Below are 13254 nucleotides of genomic sequence, written 5' to 3' on the forward strand. Positions count from 1 at the left end.
GAAGACCAATCGATGCTCCAGGCTTAACATGACTTAGGAAACCTGCGCTAAATGCTCCGCGGAGGGCTCGCGCACCGTCGGCAACGCCGTAGATACGAAAATTATGCCCCGGATACATTCCTTCTTCAAAACGACCGTCAGGCGATATCGCCTGACGGTTCTTTGGCGCATGTTGCGGGAAAGCTAAACGCGGCGAAGCTCTGTAAGCGTTCGGCGTTCTTCTGTGTATATAATGAAGAGAGCCGAGTGAAACAGGGATACGAGAGGAGCGTTATACAATGGACAACGCATACCGAACGGAACGGGACTCGATGGGCGACATCCAGGTGCCCGCGGATAAGCTGTGGGGCGCGCAAACGCAGCGCAGCAGCGAAAATTTCCGCATCGGCAAAGAGCGGATGCCGGATGCGATCGTGCGCTCGCTGGCGCTGCTGAAGAAGGCGGCGGCCGTGGCGAATGCGCGGCTCGGCCAGCTCGACTCCGAAGCGGCGGAAGCGATTGCGCAGGCGGCGGCCGAAGTAGCGGATGGCAAGTGGGATGCGCACTTCCCGCTCGTCGTCTGGCAGACCGGAAGCGGCACGCAAACGAACATGAACGTCAACGAAGTGGTTGCCCGTCGGGCGAACCAGCTGTTGCAAGAACGTGGTGCCGAGCGGCGAGTGCACCCGAACGATGACGTGAACCGGTCGCAAAGCTCGAACGACACGTTCCCGACGGCGATGCATATCGCCGCGGCGCTGGCGCTGCGGGACTGCGTGCTGCCGGCGCTGGAGGCGCTGGCAAGAACGCTGCAGGCCAAGTCGGAGGCGTTTGCGGCGATCGTGAAGATCGGCCGCACCCACCTGCAGGACGCAACCCCGCTAACGCTTGGCCAAGAGATCGGCGGCTGGTACGCCATGCTGCGCCACAGCGAAAAAATGCTGCAATTCGCGCTGAACGGTCTGCTCGAGCTGGCCGTTGGCGGCACTGCCGTCGGCACCGGGCTCAACGCGCATCCCCGCTTCGGCGATACCGCAGCCGAGGAGCTGGCGCGCGAAACGGGGCTGCCGTTCGTGTCGGCCGCGAACAAGTTCCATGCGCTGACAAGCCACGACCAGCTGGTGTTCGCGCACGGCGCGCTGAAGGCGCTCGCCGCCGATTTGATGAAAATCGCCAACGACGTGCGCTGGCTGGCCAGCGGCCCGCGCAGCGGCATCGGCGAGTTGACGATTCCGGCCAACGAGCCGGGGAGTTCGATCATGCCAGGCAAGGTGAACCCGACGCAAAGCGAGGCGCTGACGATGGTTGTCTGCCAGGTGATGGGCAACGACGCGTCGCTCGGCTTTGCAGCCAGCCAGGGCAATTTTGAACTGAATGTGTTCAAACCGGTCATCGCCTACAATTTCCTGCAGTCGGCGGGCCTGTTGGCCGATGCGATGCAGTCGTTCAACGACCACTGCGCCGTTGGCATCGAGCCGAACGAGGACGCGATCGCCCGCCATTTGCACAATTCGCTGATGCTGGTGACCGCGCTTAATCCGCACATCGGCTACGACAACGCGGCGCGGATCGCCAAACTCGCCCACAGCGAGAAGCTGACGCTGCGGGAAGCGGCGATCCGCTCCGGGCTGCTGAGCGGCGAACAGTTCGACGCCGCGGTACGGCCGGAGCAGATGATCGCGCCGCACGAGTAAACCGCTGCGTTAAGCCAGATCGACCAGCAGCAGCTCCGCGGCGGCGTCGGTGCCGATGACGAGATCGGCCGCGTTCGTCAGGCGGAGCGCATCGCCTTCCGTCAGCGGCTGCGTCGCCTCGCCGCCTTCCAAAGACGCGTCGCTGACGGTTGCCGTCGCCGCGCCTTTAATGACGAACAGCAGCAAGCGGCGATTGCCGTTCGGCGTATGGCGGACGGATTCGCCCGCTTGCAGCGTCGACAGGTAGAAGGTGGCGTCCTGGTGAATGTGCAGGGCCCCTTCGCGCTCGCCTCCGGAAATGACCGGCAGCAGCTTGCCGTGCTGCTCTTCCCGGGTAAAGCGCTTTTGTTCCCAGGAAGGCGTCAAATCCTTGTGCTTCGGGTATACCCACATTTGCAGCAGCCGCACCGGCCGTTCGGCGGACGGGTTGTACTCCGAATGGTAGATGCCCGAACCGGCGGTCATGCGCTGCACTTCGCCGGCATCGATCACGCCTTTGTTGCCCAGGCTGTCTTTATGCTCCAGCTTGCCGTCGATCACATAGGTGACGATTTCCATGTCGGCGTGCGGATGCATGCCGAAACCGGTGCCGGGCTGCACGATGTCGTCGTTAAAGACGCGCATCATGCCGAACCGGGCATTGGCCGGGTCCTGGTATTCGGCGAAAGAGAAGCTGAACCGGCTTTGCAGCCAGCCGTGATCGGCGGTGAAGCGAGCATCCGACGGGATGTATTGCAGCATGATGGATCCCTCCTATTTTCAGAACAATGCTTTATCCAAAGAATAGTCGCCGGCGCCGACAAGCGCAACCCCGATGGCGATTGCGAGCAGCAGTACGTTGTATTCGATTCCGCCGGAGGTAACCCAGTAGCCGTTTTTGCCGTGAACCTTGACGATAGCGATCAGCATCGTCAGCACGATCAGCGCCGCGCCGGCTTCGGTGAACAGCCCCGCGGCGAACAGCAGGCCGCCTCCGATTTCGGCGAGCCCGGCGAGCACCGCCATCAGCAGCCCCGGTTTAATCCCGATCGATTCGAAAAATCCTCCCGTCGCCTTCGGCCCGTGACCGCCGAACCAGCCGAACAGCTTCTGCGTGCCGTGCCCGGCAAAGGTAAGACCAACCACAAGCCGGATCACCAAAAGTCCCCATGCTGCCATTTCCATCCACTCCTAATTCATTATTTTTGTTTACTAACTTACTTTATGTAAGTGATAGTAGAATATCCTCTTACTTTTGTCAAGTAACTATGCTAAAATTTAATTCAGAAGGAGATGGTGACAGATGGAATCGCATCCGATGTGTCCAAAATTCGAAGCTGCCTTCGAACTGCTCGGCAAGCGTTGGACCGGGCTGATCATTCGCGTTCTGTTGTCCGGTCCCAAACGGTTCAAGGATATATCCGCGCATATACCGGAGATGAGCGATCGTATGCTGTCCGAACGGTTCAAGGAGCTGGAAGCCGCCGGCATCGTGCTCAGGAGCGTATACCCGGAAACGCCGGTGCGCATCGAATACGAACTGACCGCCAAAGGCAAATCGCTGCAGAAGGTAATGGAAGAAGTGCAGTCGTGGGCGGAGCAATGGGAAATCGGAGCCGCCGCCAAACATGAAGCTTGAAACGGGCGGGGACGCCGGCGATGGATCGTACAAGGAGGAAGAACATAAAGTGGCTCGGACGCAGCTTGCGCTGATCAGACATGGCGAAACGGATTGGAACCGGGAAAAACGCAACCAGGGGCAGCGCGACATTCCGCTTAACGCGGAAGGAGTGCGGCAAGCGCAGCTGCTGGCGGAAAGACTGGCGGGGGAAAGGTGGAACGCCGTATACAGCAGCGATCTCGGCCGCGCCGCGGCAACGGCCCGCGCGATCGCGGAAGCGCTCGGCATGGAGTTAGGCGGCTACGACGGACGACTGCGCGAGCAATCGTTCGGCCGGCTGGAAGGGACGACGGAAGCGGAGCGGATCGCCTTGTGGGGCGAACGCTGGAGCGATCTGGAGCACGGAGTGGAAACGGAAGCGTCGGTGCAGGAGAGGGCGTTTGCCGCTGTACGGCATTTTGCCGGGCGGCATCCCGGCGAGCGGATCATTATGGTCAGCCACGGGGCGTGGATCGGGTATTTGATCGACCGGCTGTTTCCGCAGATGGAGCGGGAGAAAATGAAGAACACGTCGGTGACGATGCTTGAGCTGGAAGGCGACAGCTGGGCGTGTTCGCTGTTCAACTGTGCGCGTCATTTGGACACATTCGGCGATCCGGTCGCGGTAAAATAAAATCCCGCCGCCGCGTCGTTTTTGCCCGGCTGCCGTAAATCCGTTTGCGAACATCTTGCGTATCTTCAAATAGATGGTTATCGGCCTTTTCCCAAACCTGAAAGACAGGGAGGTATGATAATGGCTCGCGTTCGCGAATGGTTGAAGCTGCCTTACGGCAGGAAGCTGAAAAAGCTGCACGCCTGGAACGCCTGGATCGTGCTGCTGCTGGCGGTGTCCGGCATCGTGCTGTACGCGCCGTTCATGCGCGGCGTATTGCAGGAAGGCCGGGTTTGGCTGAAGCAAGTGCATATTTATTTGGGCATCGCCTCGATTGTGGTCCTGCTTCTTTACGTGCCGCTGATCGCCAAACATCTGAAGCAGCTCGTCGGCAAAAGGGCGCAGCAATGGAATCTCGGCATCGTGCTGATTATTTTGCTCGGCTGGAGCTTGAGCGGCCTCGTCCTGTGGCAGTTCCGCCATTTGCCGACCCATTGGGCGAATGCGGCGCTGTTTTTTCACGATCTGTTCACTTGGGTTGGCGTGCCATACGCCGTTTATCATTCGATTTCGCGCAGCCGCTGGATCAAGCAGGACGAGGCGCGGGAGAAGCAGGCGGCGGCAAGGGCGCAGCGCGAGCTGCAGAAGCGGCCTGCTGACGGCGAGCCGGAGCGACCGACCGCGGCGTTCGATTACGATGCCTACCGCCGCAAAATGACGCGCCGCACGTTCGTACGGTTGTCCATCGCGGGCCTGATGGCGGCCGTGATCGGGCCGTCGTTCTATCGCTGGATGAAAGCCGCTTCCGATACGGGCGGATCGGCGCTCGACAACATCGCGGCCGCGGACGGCAACCGCATGCTGCCTCCTCCGACGCCGCTGGCTGAATCGGCGCAAGTGGTCGGCGGCGGGGCCAAAGGCAACTTCCGCATTTACACGGTGACGAAGATCCCGTCCTTTTCGTCGGACAACTGGCATTTCGATATCGGCGGGTTGGTCGATCAGCCGCAGAAGTGGACGTGGGAGCAGTTTCTGGCGCTTCCGCGGAAGGTGCAGGTGAGCGATTTCCATTGCGTCACCGGCTGGTCGGTGTACAAATGCACATGGGAAGGCATTCCGCTGTCCGAGCTTCTGAAGCTGGCCGGGGTGCAGCCGAAAGCGAAATACGTCAAATTTTACTCCGGCGACGGCGAATATACGGATGCGCTTTCACTCGAGCAGGCGCATATGGACGACGTGCTGGTGGCGGTCATGCTCGACGGCAAGCCGCTTCCCCAGGATCTCGGCGGTCCGGTGCGCCTCGTCGTGCCGAAGATGTACGCTTACAAGTCGGTCAAGTGGCTGCAAGCGATCGAGTTGATCGAGAAGAGCCATATCGGCTATTGGGAAGTGCGCGGGTACGATAACGACGCTTGGGTGTAAAATAGCGATAGCAGCAACAGCCGGCGATGGTAGGGTCGCCGGCTTGCCCGTTTTGGCCGCGGGTGTGCAAAAAACGTGCCGGATGGCGGAAAATATGCCATAATGGAAGCACAAGCAGCTGCTGAGCTGCGTTCGGAGGAGAGAGCCGGCAGGCAGGAGGGGATTGCTTTGGAACGGAAGCTGATCGATCGGTTCGGCAGGCAGCACGATTATTTGCGCATCTCGGTCACGGACAAATGCAACCTGCGCTGCGTGTACTGCATGCCGGAGGAAGGAATGACATTCGAGCCGGACGAGAAGCTGCTGCGCTTCGAGGAGATTGCGGAAGTGGTGCGCGTGCTGGCCGGGCTCGGCGTGCGCAAGCTGCGGCTGACCGGCGGCGAGCCGATGGTGCGGCGCGATCTGGAGAAGCTGGTCGCGATGCTTGCAGCGATCCCGGGCATCGAAGATATCGCGCTGACGACCAACGGCATCTTCCTGGCGCCGAAGGCGGAGCAGCTGCGGGCTGCCGGGCTGACCAGGGTCAACATCAGCCTAGATTCGCTGCATGCGGACCGGTTCCGGCTCATTACGCGCGGCGGCGACATCCGCAAGGTGCTGGACAGCATCGCGGCGGCCGAGCGGGTCGGACTCGACCCGATCAAAATCAATGTCGTGCTCATGAAAGGCATGAACGACGACGAAATCGCCGATTTCCTCCGGCTGACGCTGGAGCGGAAGCTGCACGTGCGATTCATTGAATATATGCCGATCGGCCATGACGATGAGGGCTGGAAGGCGCGGTATTTGCCGCTGAGCACCGTGCTTGAGCGATGCGCCGAACTCGGCTGGGACGCACAGCCGGCGGAAGCGGTGTACGGCAACGGGCCGGCGCGAAATTACCGCATCGCCGGCGCGCCAGGCGCATTCGGGTTGATCCATCCGGTGAGCGATCATTTCTGCGAAACGTGCAATCGCCTGCGGCTGACGGCCGACGGCAACATCAAGCCGTGCCTGTATTGGTCGGACGAATTCAACGTCCGGCGTTATATCGGCGACGACCGGGCGGTGGAGGAGTTGTTTTTCCGCGCGCTCGACATCAAGCCGCAAAATCATGAAATGGCGCAAGCGCTCGCCAGCGCCGCACAATCGCACACGCCGACGGCGCGGCGCATGTCGCAAATCGGCGGCTGACGCGCCGATTGATGAAAGAAGCTCCCCGTTCCTGCCGGTATTCGGCGGGAGGGGGAGCTTTTTGTTGTTGGTATTATGGAGTCGGGCAGCTCATATTGTTGCGCACCGTATCGTACGTAGTAAGCACGAGCAGGTCGCGCTTGACGTTGTCCGTGCCGCCGAACTTGCCGTCGGCGCCGTTGCTCAGCAGCTTCAGCTGAATCGCCAGCGAAACGTAGCCTTTTGCCCAGTCGGAAACGGTGTTGTCGCCCGTTCCGGGCGCGTTGCGGGCTTCCTTGTCCTGACCGAGGGCGCGGACGAGGAACGTTGCGAGTTGCTCTTTCGTTACTTTGCCGGCCGGGTTATATTGGCCGTCGCCCATCCCGTCCGTGATCCCCGCCTTGCGGATCGCTTCGATATAAGGCAGCGCATAGCCGTTCGCCGCGTCGTCCGAGTTGACATCGGAGAAGGAGGTCGTTTTCAAGCTGTCATCCACTTTCAGGCCGAAGATGAGCGCCGCGACTTTGGCGAACTGGGCGCGGTTCATTTCGTCCCGTGGGGCGAACTTGCCGTCTTCGATCCCGTCAAACACGCCGGCACTGATCAAGGCGTCGAATTTCGCTTTGGTGGCGGCGTCCAAATCCTTCAGGTCGCTGAAGTCGGCGGACGACTTCGTCGACTCAAGGATAGCAACCATCGCTTTGGCGGCGGCCGCGGTCACCTGGCAGGCGATCGGCGCCACATTCGGCGGTGCCGTCGGCCGCGGCGCAACCGTCGGTTCCGGCGTCGCCGAAGGCGTAGCGGACGGCGTCGGCGAAGGCGACAGCGACGGTGTAGCCGAAGGTGTCGGCGTTGGCGTAGCCGTTGGTGTTGCTGTTGGCGTCGGGTCCGGTGTTGGATCCGGAGTCGGTTCTGCCAGGGTGGTGACCGGAATCTCCACATCGCCAACCGAATCCGACTCCAGGCCTCCCACGTTAACGGCTCTTACGACGAAAGTATACGACGATTGCGGTTGCAACCCGCTTACGACATATTCATCCGTGTGCGCGCCGACGGTACCAACTTGGATAGGTGACGGATTGGCCATGCGATAGATGCGGTAACCGACTACTCGTTCCGAATCGTCGTTAGGGGTCCACGACAAGGTTGCGCTGTTTGTGGTTACCGTGGGTGCGCTTCCGCTCGGCGATGTCGGCTTTGAGGTGATATCGGTCTTCACCGTAACTGTCGCTGTCCCCGATGATGGCATGGTCGGGGTGACGGTAATCTCGTACGATCTGCCATGCATCAGGTTGGTCAACTGATATGTTGCTTCCGTTACCGATGAGTCGACCACATTGCCATTGACGGCAACTTCATATTGCAGAGCCGAGCCTTCCCAGGCAATCGAGATACTTGTGTCTGTCGTTGCGCTTGCGTGCAAGTAGACGGCACCGGTTGTCGACTGCAGTCTGGCTTCGTTGCTGAAGTTGGAACGTTCGGTTTCGGTAAGCTTTGCCTTCACGTAATAACCTACGGACTCTGACTGCGGTTCGGGAATCGTATAACGGAGTATGTCCGCTCCGACTGTAGCGAGTGGCGTCGCGTCGCCTTGATGCCGGTAAATCTCGTAGCCGGCCAGCGGCGCAGCGGTCAGCGACGGCGTCCAGACGAGGCTCCAACTGGTATTCGATTGATCGTACACAATGGAAGCGACAGGTGCAGACGGCAGTTGGATCGACGGAGCGGCTGCCGCTTGTCCGGCCGGACGAAGCGAGCCGAAGGGCAAAAGCAGTAAAGCGGCGACTAGGATCCTGACGACGATGGTTCGTAATGAGTGCAAGTAAAAAATCCTCCTTTTGTAAAGAATGTCCATCCTATTTACCTTAATGAAAAAAGTTTCCCGGTAAAAGGGTATTCCGACTTATTTCGACTTTCATTATAGGTCTTTTGGCAGGGGTGAAGCAACTAATTGAGCGAAGGCTGGCGCTATGCCAACGTTTTTTCGAAATAGGCCATCTTTTATTGCCTATTCCGCCCCAAAATGGCCCGCGGCAATAAATAGCCAGTGTTTTCGCTGGCTATTTGGTTGGAAAACTTGATTTTGAAGGGATTTGGCCCGAATAGGCCATGTTTTCACTGGCTATTTTCGAGGAAGCGGGTAAAATGACGGGAATAAGCCATTTTTTAGTGGCTATTTTAGCAGGCGGATGGAGAGTTGGGGGCATTGCGGCATCGGGAGGCATAGTTTCATTATAATCAGACTTTACGACATGGAACTTGCCGACTTCTTCTATAATAGTAAGGGCAATAGTAGGGGCATGGCGCCAAATTGCGTATCGGGAGACGAAACGTGTTTACGATTGAATGCCGAGGGATCTTGTTAAGAGAGTTTGAGTTGGCTGATTTGGAAACATTTCATGCTTTAACCTGGCAGCCGGAAATTTATGACATGCTGCCGGGATGGAATGTATCGAAAGAGCAACGGGAAGCATGGCTGCAGGACTTTGAAATCCCTGACAATCGGCGATTTCTGCATGCGGTCTCCGCTCACGGGGATGTCGGGGAGCTTCGGCTTCGTTTGGGCATTGTGTTACAAGCGACCGGGGAGTTAATCGGCTGGTGCTGCACCGGAATCAAGCATGAACTGCCGCCTCCCAACCGGGAGATCGTGTTTGCCATCTCCAAAGAGCATCGTGGCCTTGGGTATACGACGCAAGCGGTACAAGCGATGATCGCCTATTTATTCGAGCGGACCAACGTCGAAGTGCTTCTTGCCCTGGCGCTGATCCGCAACCTACCGTCAAATCGGGTGATCCAAAAATGCGGGTTTGTTTTTCAAACCGACATGGAAATCGAGTGCGAGAAGTATAATGTGTACAAACTGAGCAGAAGCGTGTGGGAAATCAACCATTGAGGCGGTTTACTCGTAGGGAGGGACACATTCGACATGCGCAGGATTGTCGTGATCGGATCGCCGGGGTCGGGCAAATCGACGCTGGCGCGGCGGCTCGGTTCGATGTTGGGCCTTGAAGTCATTCACCTGGACATGCTGTACTGGCATCCGGGTTGGGTGGAAACGCCGCCGGAGCAGTGGGACGCCGTGAATCGGGAAATCGTCCGCAAGGAAAGCTGGATCATCGACGGCCATTACGGCCGGACACTCGATATGCGGCTGGAAGCGGCCGATACGGTCATTCTGCTGGACATGCCCCGTCTGCTCTGCATCTGGAGGGCGACGCGAAGGCGCGGCAAAGTGCGGCCGGACATGCCGCCGGAGTTGGTGGAGAAGTTCGACTGGGAAGCGGCCAAGTTCATGTGGTACATCTGGACGTTCCCGGCGCGCAAGCTTCCGACGCTGCGCAAGCAGCTGGAGCAACGGGCAGCGGGCAAAACGATGATCGTGCTGCGTTCGCCGGCCGAAGTGGAGCGGTACGTAAGCGAGCTTGCGGCGGAGCATGCGCCGGTTCGCTAATTCCATTCAACTGCGCGCTTTCACCGATCGGGCGTATTCGGACGGGCTCATGCCGGTTTCCCGCTTGAACGCCCGGGAGAAATAATGCACGCTGCTGAAGCCGAGCCGCTGTGAGATTTCCGTGAAATTGAGCGTATCCCGACGAATCGACTGCTTGGCCTGTTCGATCTTCATCGCGGCAAAATGCTCCATAATTCCGGTGCCCATCTTCCGTTTGAACGCTTCTTTGAGCCGGGTTTTGGACAGGTGGAAATGGGCAGCGAGTTCCTCCATGGTCAATTGCGAGTCAAGCTTCAGCTCCAAATACTGAATGATGTCGGCGGCGATGGCTTCATCGGTTTTTTCTTTGGCCGGCGTGGAAAGCGTGGGCGGCGTTTCCAACGAACGTTGGCCGACGATGCCGCGCGCGAGCCGAATCAGCAGCGTTTCCAGCAAAATTTTGATCAATTGTTCGCTTCCGAACGGTTGCTCTTCCTTGCGCTGCAGCGGATGGCGGAACGGGAAGCGAAAGGCGTTCATGCCCTCGCGGATAATGTGCGCCAGTACATTCCGCTCCTCGTCGTGCAGCGCCAGCACCTTGCGTTCGAACAGCTTCATTGCCCGCGAGCGGCAATCGAACGTCATGACGATCAGATTGGGCGCCGTGCCGTGATAGGCGACGAAGCTGTGAAACTCGTTCGGTTTGTGAAAAATGATGTCCCCTTGCCGGAGCCGGTGCACGGTCGTATCGGCGATGACTTCGACCTCGCCTTTGTCCACGTACAGAATCTCCCAGAAGTCGTGCTGCTCGCCGCGGAAGCTGTAATTTTTGGAAAATTCGAAGTAATACATGGTAATCAGTTTGTGGATGGCGATCGATTGCTCGAGTCGCGTGCGAATGTAGGCCATGTGTCGTCACCTTCGCCTGAAATGCGTGTCATTCCTCCATGATAGCACTTGGTTGGTACAACCGAAAAGACACATTTCCCGGCTGCAAAGACAAAGCCAACCCCCATGCCGTCCGTTATAATGGGAACCGTTTACACAGTTTGCGTGCGAAGGGGAATGGCGATGAGACTGGCAGTAATCGGATATGGGAGTCGCATTCGGAATGTCATCGAAACAATCATCAAACAGGAGCCGGCTTGCCGGGTCGTAGCGATTACGGATGTCCGCAAAGATGAGATGGAACGGGACAGGGCGAAGCTGGGTCTTTCGGATGAAGTGAAATTCTACGATGCGGCAGAAGACATGCTGGCCGAGGCGAAACCCGACGGCGTGCTGATCGGCACACGCTGCTCGCTGCATACGGAAATGGCGCTGAAGGTGCTGCCGACCGGGATCCCGCTGTTCCTGGAGAAGCCGGTTGCGACGACGATGGAAGATTGGCACCGATTGCGGCAAGGTTGGTTAACGGCGAAGTCGCCGGTCGTCGTGTCATTCCCGCTGCGGGTGACGACGCTGGTCGAGGCCATTCGCGAAATCGTCGATTCGGGCAAAATCGGCACCGTCGAGCACGTGCAGGCGGTCAACAACGTGCCGTACGGCGGCGTTTATTACCACAACTGGTACCGCGACGAAAACGAAACGGGCGGGCTGTTTCTGCAGAAGGCTACGCACGATTTTGACTATATCAATTACGTGCTTGGACTTGCGCCGGTCAGCGTGTGCGCGATGACGTCGAAGCAGGTTTTCAAAGGCGACAAGCCGGCCGGCTTGCGCTGCGTCGACTGCGAGGAAAACCGGACTTGCGAAGAAAGCACCGCATTTAATCCCGAGCGCAGGGAAAGGTGGCCGTTCTGCAGCTTCGCGACGGACACCGGCAACGAAGATTCGGGCAGCGCGCTCGTCCATTACGAAAGCGGCATGCACGTGTCCTACTCGCAAAACTTCTTCGCCCGGCGCAAGGCGGCAGCCCGCGGGGCGCGTTTCCTCGGCTATAAAGGCACGATCGAGTTCGACTTCTATACCGGCCGGATTCAAACGTTCCTGCACCACAGCCCGCGCGTCGAGACGATCGAATTCACGCAAGGTGAAAACCATTTCGGCGGCGACGAGAAGCTGGCGGACAGTTTCATCGGGCTTATGAAAGGCGAAAGCGAGTCGGTCAGCACGCTGCGCGACGGATTGGTCAGCGCGCTCATGTGCTTGCAGGCGAGGGAATCGGCAGCAACGAACACGTTCCGCGAGTTGACCGGGTACAACATCTGATAGAGGCTGTTCGGCAGGCAAACGACCCGCCTCGGTGGTGAAAAGCCTGTTTTTGAACACGCACCGCCAGGCAATTCAGAAACTCGTAAATTTCGACCGGAGCTGCCTGACGAGGCGGCTCCGGTTGTCGTCTGTGCCGGCGCCTGCCGCCAACGCCTCTTCGAGATCGCCGAGTCGTATGACGAGCACCCGCAGCTCCGCCCAGTCGCAGCCGACCGCGGCGCATCTGCGCTGCAAGCTGGCAAGCGAAACGCCTACCGCATCGTCCCTCTCTGTCGCGACCACCAACTCTTCCAATTGTACGGCCGCTGTCAGCTCGCCTTCGAACAAATCCTCCTCCGGCTGCTGCGGCAACGGTCCGTCCAACTGCACCCAATAAACCGGCTGCTCCCACGGCACTCTGGCGGCGGCGAAGTCGACGATCAGGCTGAACGGCCTAACTTCCTCTCCGTCAAACTCACATCGGACGCTTGCGGTTGCCACGCTGGTATTTCCTCCTTTCCAATTGCAGGTACAGCTTGTACATGAGACGCTTCGTCTCATCCGACCAGTTGGCTGAGCTGCGGGTTGACGCCGCCGTTAAGGACTGCCGCATCGATTCCTCATCGAGCACGCCTTGCAGGACGCGGCGATGCATCTGTTCGAGCCTCCGCTGCGCCAGCTCGGGCGTGACGCGGAATTCGCTGCGGAGCAGCTCGACGATTTCGCTTCGCCGTTCCGGCAGCTCCAGCCGGCGGAGCATGAAGTAAGGGATCGCCGCGTACAGTTGGAACCGGTCGGCGTCCGTCTCCTGCATTCGCAGCATCGGTTCGGGCATTGTCGTCTGGTTGCCCGCATGGCGCAGCACGTGGCACAGCTCATGGAGGAAATCTTCCCATTGCCGCTCGGGCGTCAGCCGGCGGTCGATGTTCATGCTGTACATGCCGCGCGACTCGACGACGAGGCTCGGCATATCGAGTTCGTGCACCCAGATGTTCAGCTTCGAGGCCACGTTCGTTATCGTCAAATGCTCCGGCTCGGTGACGCCCAGGCGGAGATAGGTGTCTTCGACGGATTGTTCGAGCGGCGTTAATCGGTAGTAATGCAAGACATTCACCTCGGTACGGGAATA

General features: G+C 59.0%; 14 protein-coding genes. 8 read left to right on the forward strand and 6 right to left on the reverse strand.

The genetic code is table 11. From position 1 onward, the window contains the following. Nucleotides 1-278: 278 nt before the first annotated feature. Nucleotides 279-1673 (forward strand): class II fumarate hydratase, encoded by a 1395-nt coding sequence (fumC, locus tag EXY20_RS15265; protein ID WP_135552554.1) that lies wholly within the window; start codon nt 279-281, stop codon nt 1671-1673. A 9-nt stretch (nt 1674-1682) separates the two neighbouring features. Here fumC and EXY20_RS15270 read toward each other — a convergent pair whose 3' ends face one another. Both EXY20_RS15270 and EXY20_RS15275 read right to left on the reverse strand, forming a co-directional pair. After that, nucleotides 1683-2414, reverse strand: coding sequence for a pirin family protein (locus tag EXY20_RS15270; protein ID WP_135552556.1), 732 nt, complete (start codon nt 2412-2414; stop codon nt 1683-1685). Between the two features lie 18 nt (nt 2415-2432). Then, a complete protein-coding gene (locus tag EXY20_RS15275; RefSeq protein WP_135552558.1) occupies nt 2433-2831 on the reverse strand; it encodes a DoxX family protein in 399 nt (132 codons plus the stop codon). A 124-nt stretch (nt 2832-2955) separates the two neighbouring features. On the opposite strand from EXY20_RS15275, the gene EXY20_RS15280 reads away from it, so the two are divergent. From EXY20_RS15280 to moaA, 4 genes are all read left to right on the forward strand, one after another. Then, the gene (locus tag EXY20_RS15280; protein ID WP_135552560.1) at nt 2956-3291 is read left to right on the forward strand and encodes a winged helix-turn-helix transcriptional regulator; all 336 of its coding nucleotides are present in this window, start codon (nt 2956-2958) and stop codon (nt 3289-3291) included. After that, on the forward strand, nt 3281-3946 hold the full coding sequence (locus tag EXY20_RS15285; RefSeq protein WP_135552563.1) for a histidine phosphatase family protein: 666 nt from the start codon (nt 3281-3283) through the stop codon (nt 3944-3946). Before EXY20_RS15280 ends, EXY20_RS15285 begins: the two co-directional genes overlap by 11 nt. 120 nt (nt 3947-4066) lie before the next feature. Beyond that, the gene (locus EXY20_RS15290) at nt 4067-5347 is read left to right on the forward strand and encodes a molybdopterin-dependent oxidoreductase (protein ID WP_135552565.1); all 1281 of its coding nucleotides are present in this window, start codon (nt 4067-4069) and stop codon (nt 5345-5347) included. Nucleotides 5348-5515: 168 nt separating this feature from the next. Further along, a complete protein-coding gene (gene moaA, locus EXY20_RS15295) occupies nt 5516-6520 on the forward strand; it encodes a GTP 3',8-cyclase MoaA (RefSeq protein WP_135552567.1) in 1005 nt (334 codons plus the stop codon). 73 nt (nt 6521-6593) lie between these two features. On the opposite strand, the gene EXY20_RS38945 is transcribed toward moaA, so the two are convergent. Next, a complete protein-coding gene (locus tag EXY20_RS38945; RefSeq protein WP_167859249.1) occupies nt 6594-8321 on the reverse strand; it encodes an S-layer homology domain-containing protein in 1728 nt (575 codons plus the stop codon). Between the two features lie 510 nt (nt 8322-8831). On the opposite strand from EXY20_RS38945, the gene EXY20_RS15315 reads away from it, so the two are divergent. Further along, on the forward strand, nt 8832-9395 hold the full coding sequence (locus EXY20_RS15315; protein ID WP_135552569.1) for a GNAT family N-acetyltransferase: 564 nt from the start codon (nt 8832-8834) through the stop codon (nt 9393-9395). Nucleotides 9396-9428: 33 nt separating this feature from the next. Beyond that, on the forward strand, nt 9429-9953 hold the full coding sequence (locus EXY20_RS15320; protein ID WP_135552572.1) for a P-loop NTPase family protein: 525 nt from the start codon (nt 9429-9431) through the stop codon (nt 9951-9953). A 6-nt stretch (nt 9954-9959) separates the two neighbouring features. Here EXY20_RS15320 and EXY20_RS15325 read toward each other — a convergent pair whose 3' ends face one another. Then, nucleotides 9960-10841, reverse strand: coding sequence for an AraC family transcriptional regulator (locus tag EXY20_RS15325; RefSeq protein ID WP_135552574.1), 882 nt, complete (start codon nt 10839-10841; stop codon nt 9960-9962). Between the two features lie 162 nt (nt 10842-11003). Here EXY20_RS15325 and EXY20_RS15330 point away from each other — a divergent pair, with 162 nt between their 5' ends. Beyond that, nucleotides 11004-12143: a Gfo/Idh/MocA family protein gene (locus tag EXY20_RS15330; RefSeq protein WP_135552576.1), complete on the forward strand. Its 1140-nt coding sequence runs from the start codon at nt 11004-11006 to the stop codon at nt 12141-12143. A 75-nt stretch (nt 12144-12218) separates the two neighbouring features. Here EXY20_RS15330 and EXY20_RS15335 read toward each other — a convergent pair whose 3' ends face one another. Further along, a complete protein-coding gene (locus EXY20_RS15335) occupies nt 12219-12626 on the reverse strand; it encodes a hypothetical protein (RefSeq protein ID WP_135552578.1) in 408 nt (135 codons plus the stop codon). After that, complete coding sequence (locus EXY20_RS15340; RefSeq protein ID WP_135552580.1) at nt 12601-13239, reverse strand: ImmA/IrrE family metallo-endopeptidase; 639 nt, start codon at nt 13237-13239, stop codon at nt 12601-12603. Before EXY20_RS15340 ends, EXY20_RS15335 begins: the two co-directional genes overlap by 26 nt. Between the last annotated feature and the right edge of the window lie 15 nt (nt 13240-13254).

Origin of the sequence: Paenibacillus cymbidii (assembly GCF_004764705.1) — a bacterium.
GTDB classification, from domain to species: Bacteria; Bacillota; Bacilli; order Paenibacillales; family NBRC-103111; genus Paenibacillus_AN; species Paenibacillus_AN cymbidii.

What these genes read in the sequence shown, in the direction of transcription:
- fumC (WP_135552554.1), top strand. Translation starts at nt 279, where the DNA reads ATGGACAACGCATACCGAACGGAACGGGACTCGATGGGCGACATCCAG.
- EXY20_RS15270 (WP_135552556.1), bottom strand. Translation starts at nt 2,414, where the DNA reads ATGCTGCAATACATCCCGTCGGATGCTCGCTTCACCGCCGATCACGGC.
- EXY20_RS15275 (WP_135552558.1), bottom strand. Translation starts at nt 2,831, where the DNA reads ATGGCAGCATGGGGACTTTTGGTGATCCGGCTTGTGGTTGGTCTTACC.
- EXY20_RS15280 (WP_135552560.1), top strand. Translation starts at nt 2,956, where the DNA reads ATGGAATCGCATCCGATGTGTCCAAAATTCGAAGCTGCCTTCGAACTG.
- EXY20_RS15285 (WP_135552563.1), top strand. Translation starts at nt 3,281, where the DNA reads ATGAAGCTTGAAACGGGCGGGGACGCCGGCGATGGATCGTACAAGGAG.
- EXY20_RS15290 (WP_135552565.1), top strand. Translation starts at nt 4,067, where the DNA reads ATGGCTCGCGTTCGCGAATGGTTGAAGCTGCCTTACGGCAGGAAGCTG.
- EXY20_RS15320 (WP_135552572.1), top strand. Translation starts at nt 9,429, where the DNA reads ATGCGCAGGATTGTCGTGATCGGATCGCCGGGGTCGGGCAAATCGACG.
- EXY20_RS15325 (WP_135552574.1), bottom strand. Translation starts at nt 10,841, where the DNA reads ATGGCCTACATTCGCACGCGACTCGAGCAATCGATCGCCATCCACAAA.
- EXY20_RS15330 (WP_135552576.1), top strand. Translation starts at nt 11,004, where the DNA reads ATGAGACTGGCAGTAATCGGATATGGGAGTCGCATTCGGAATGTCATC.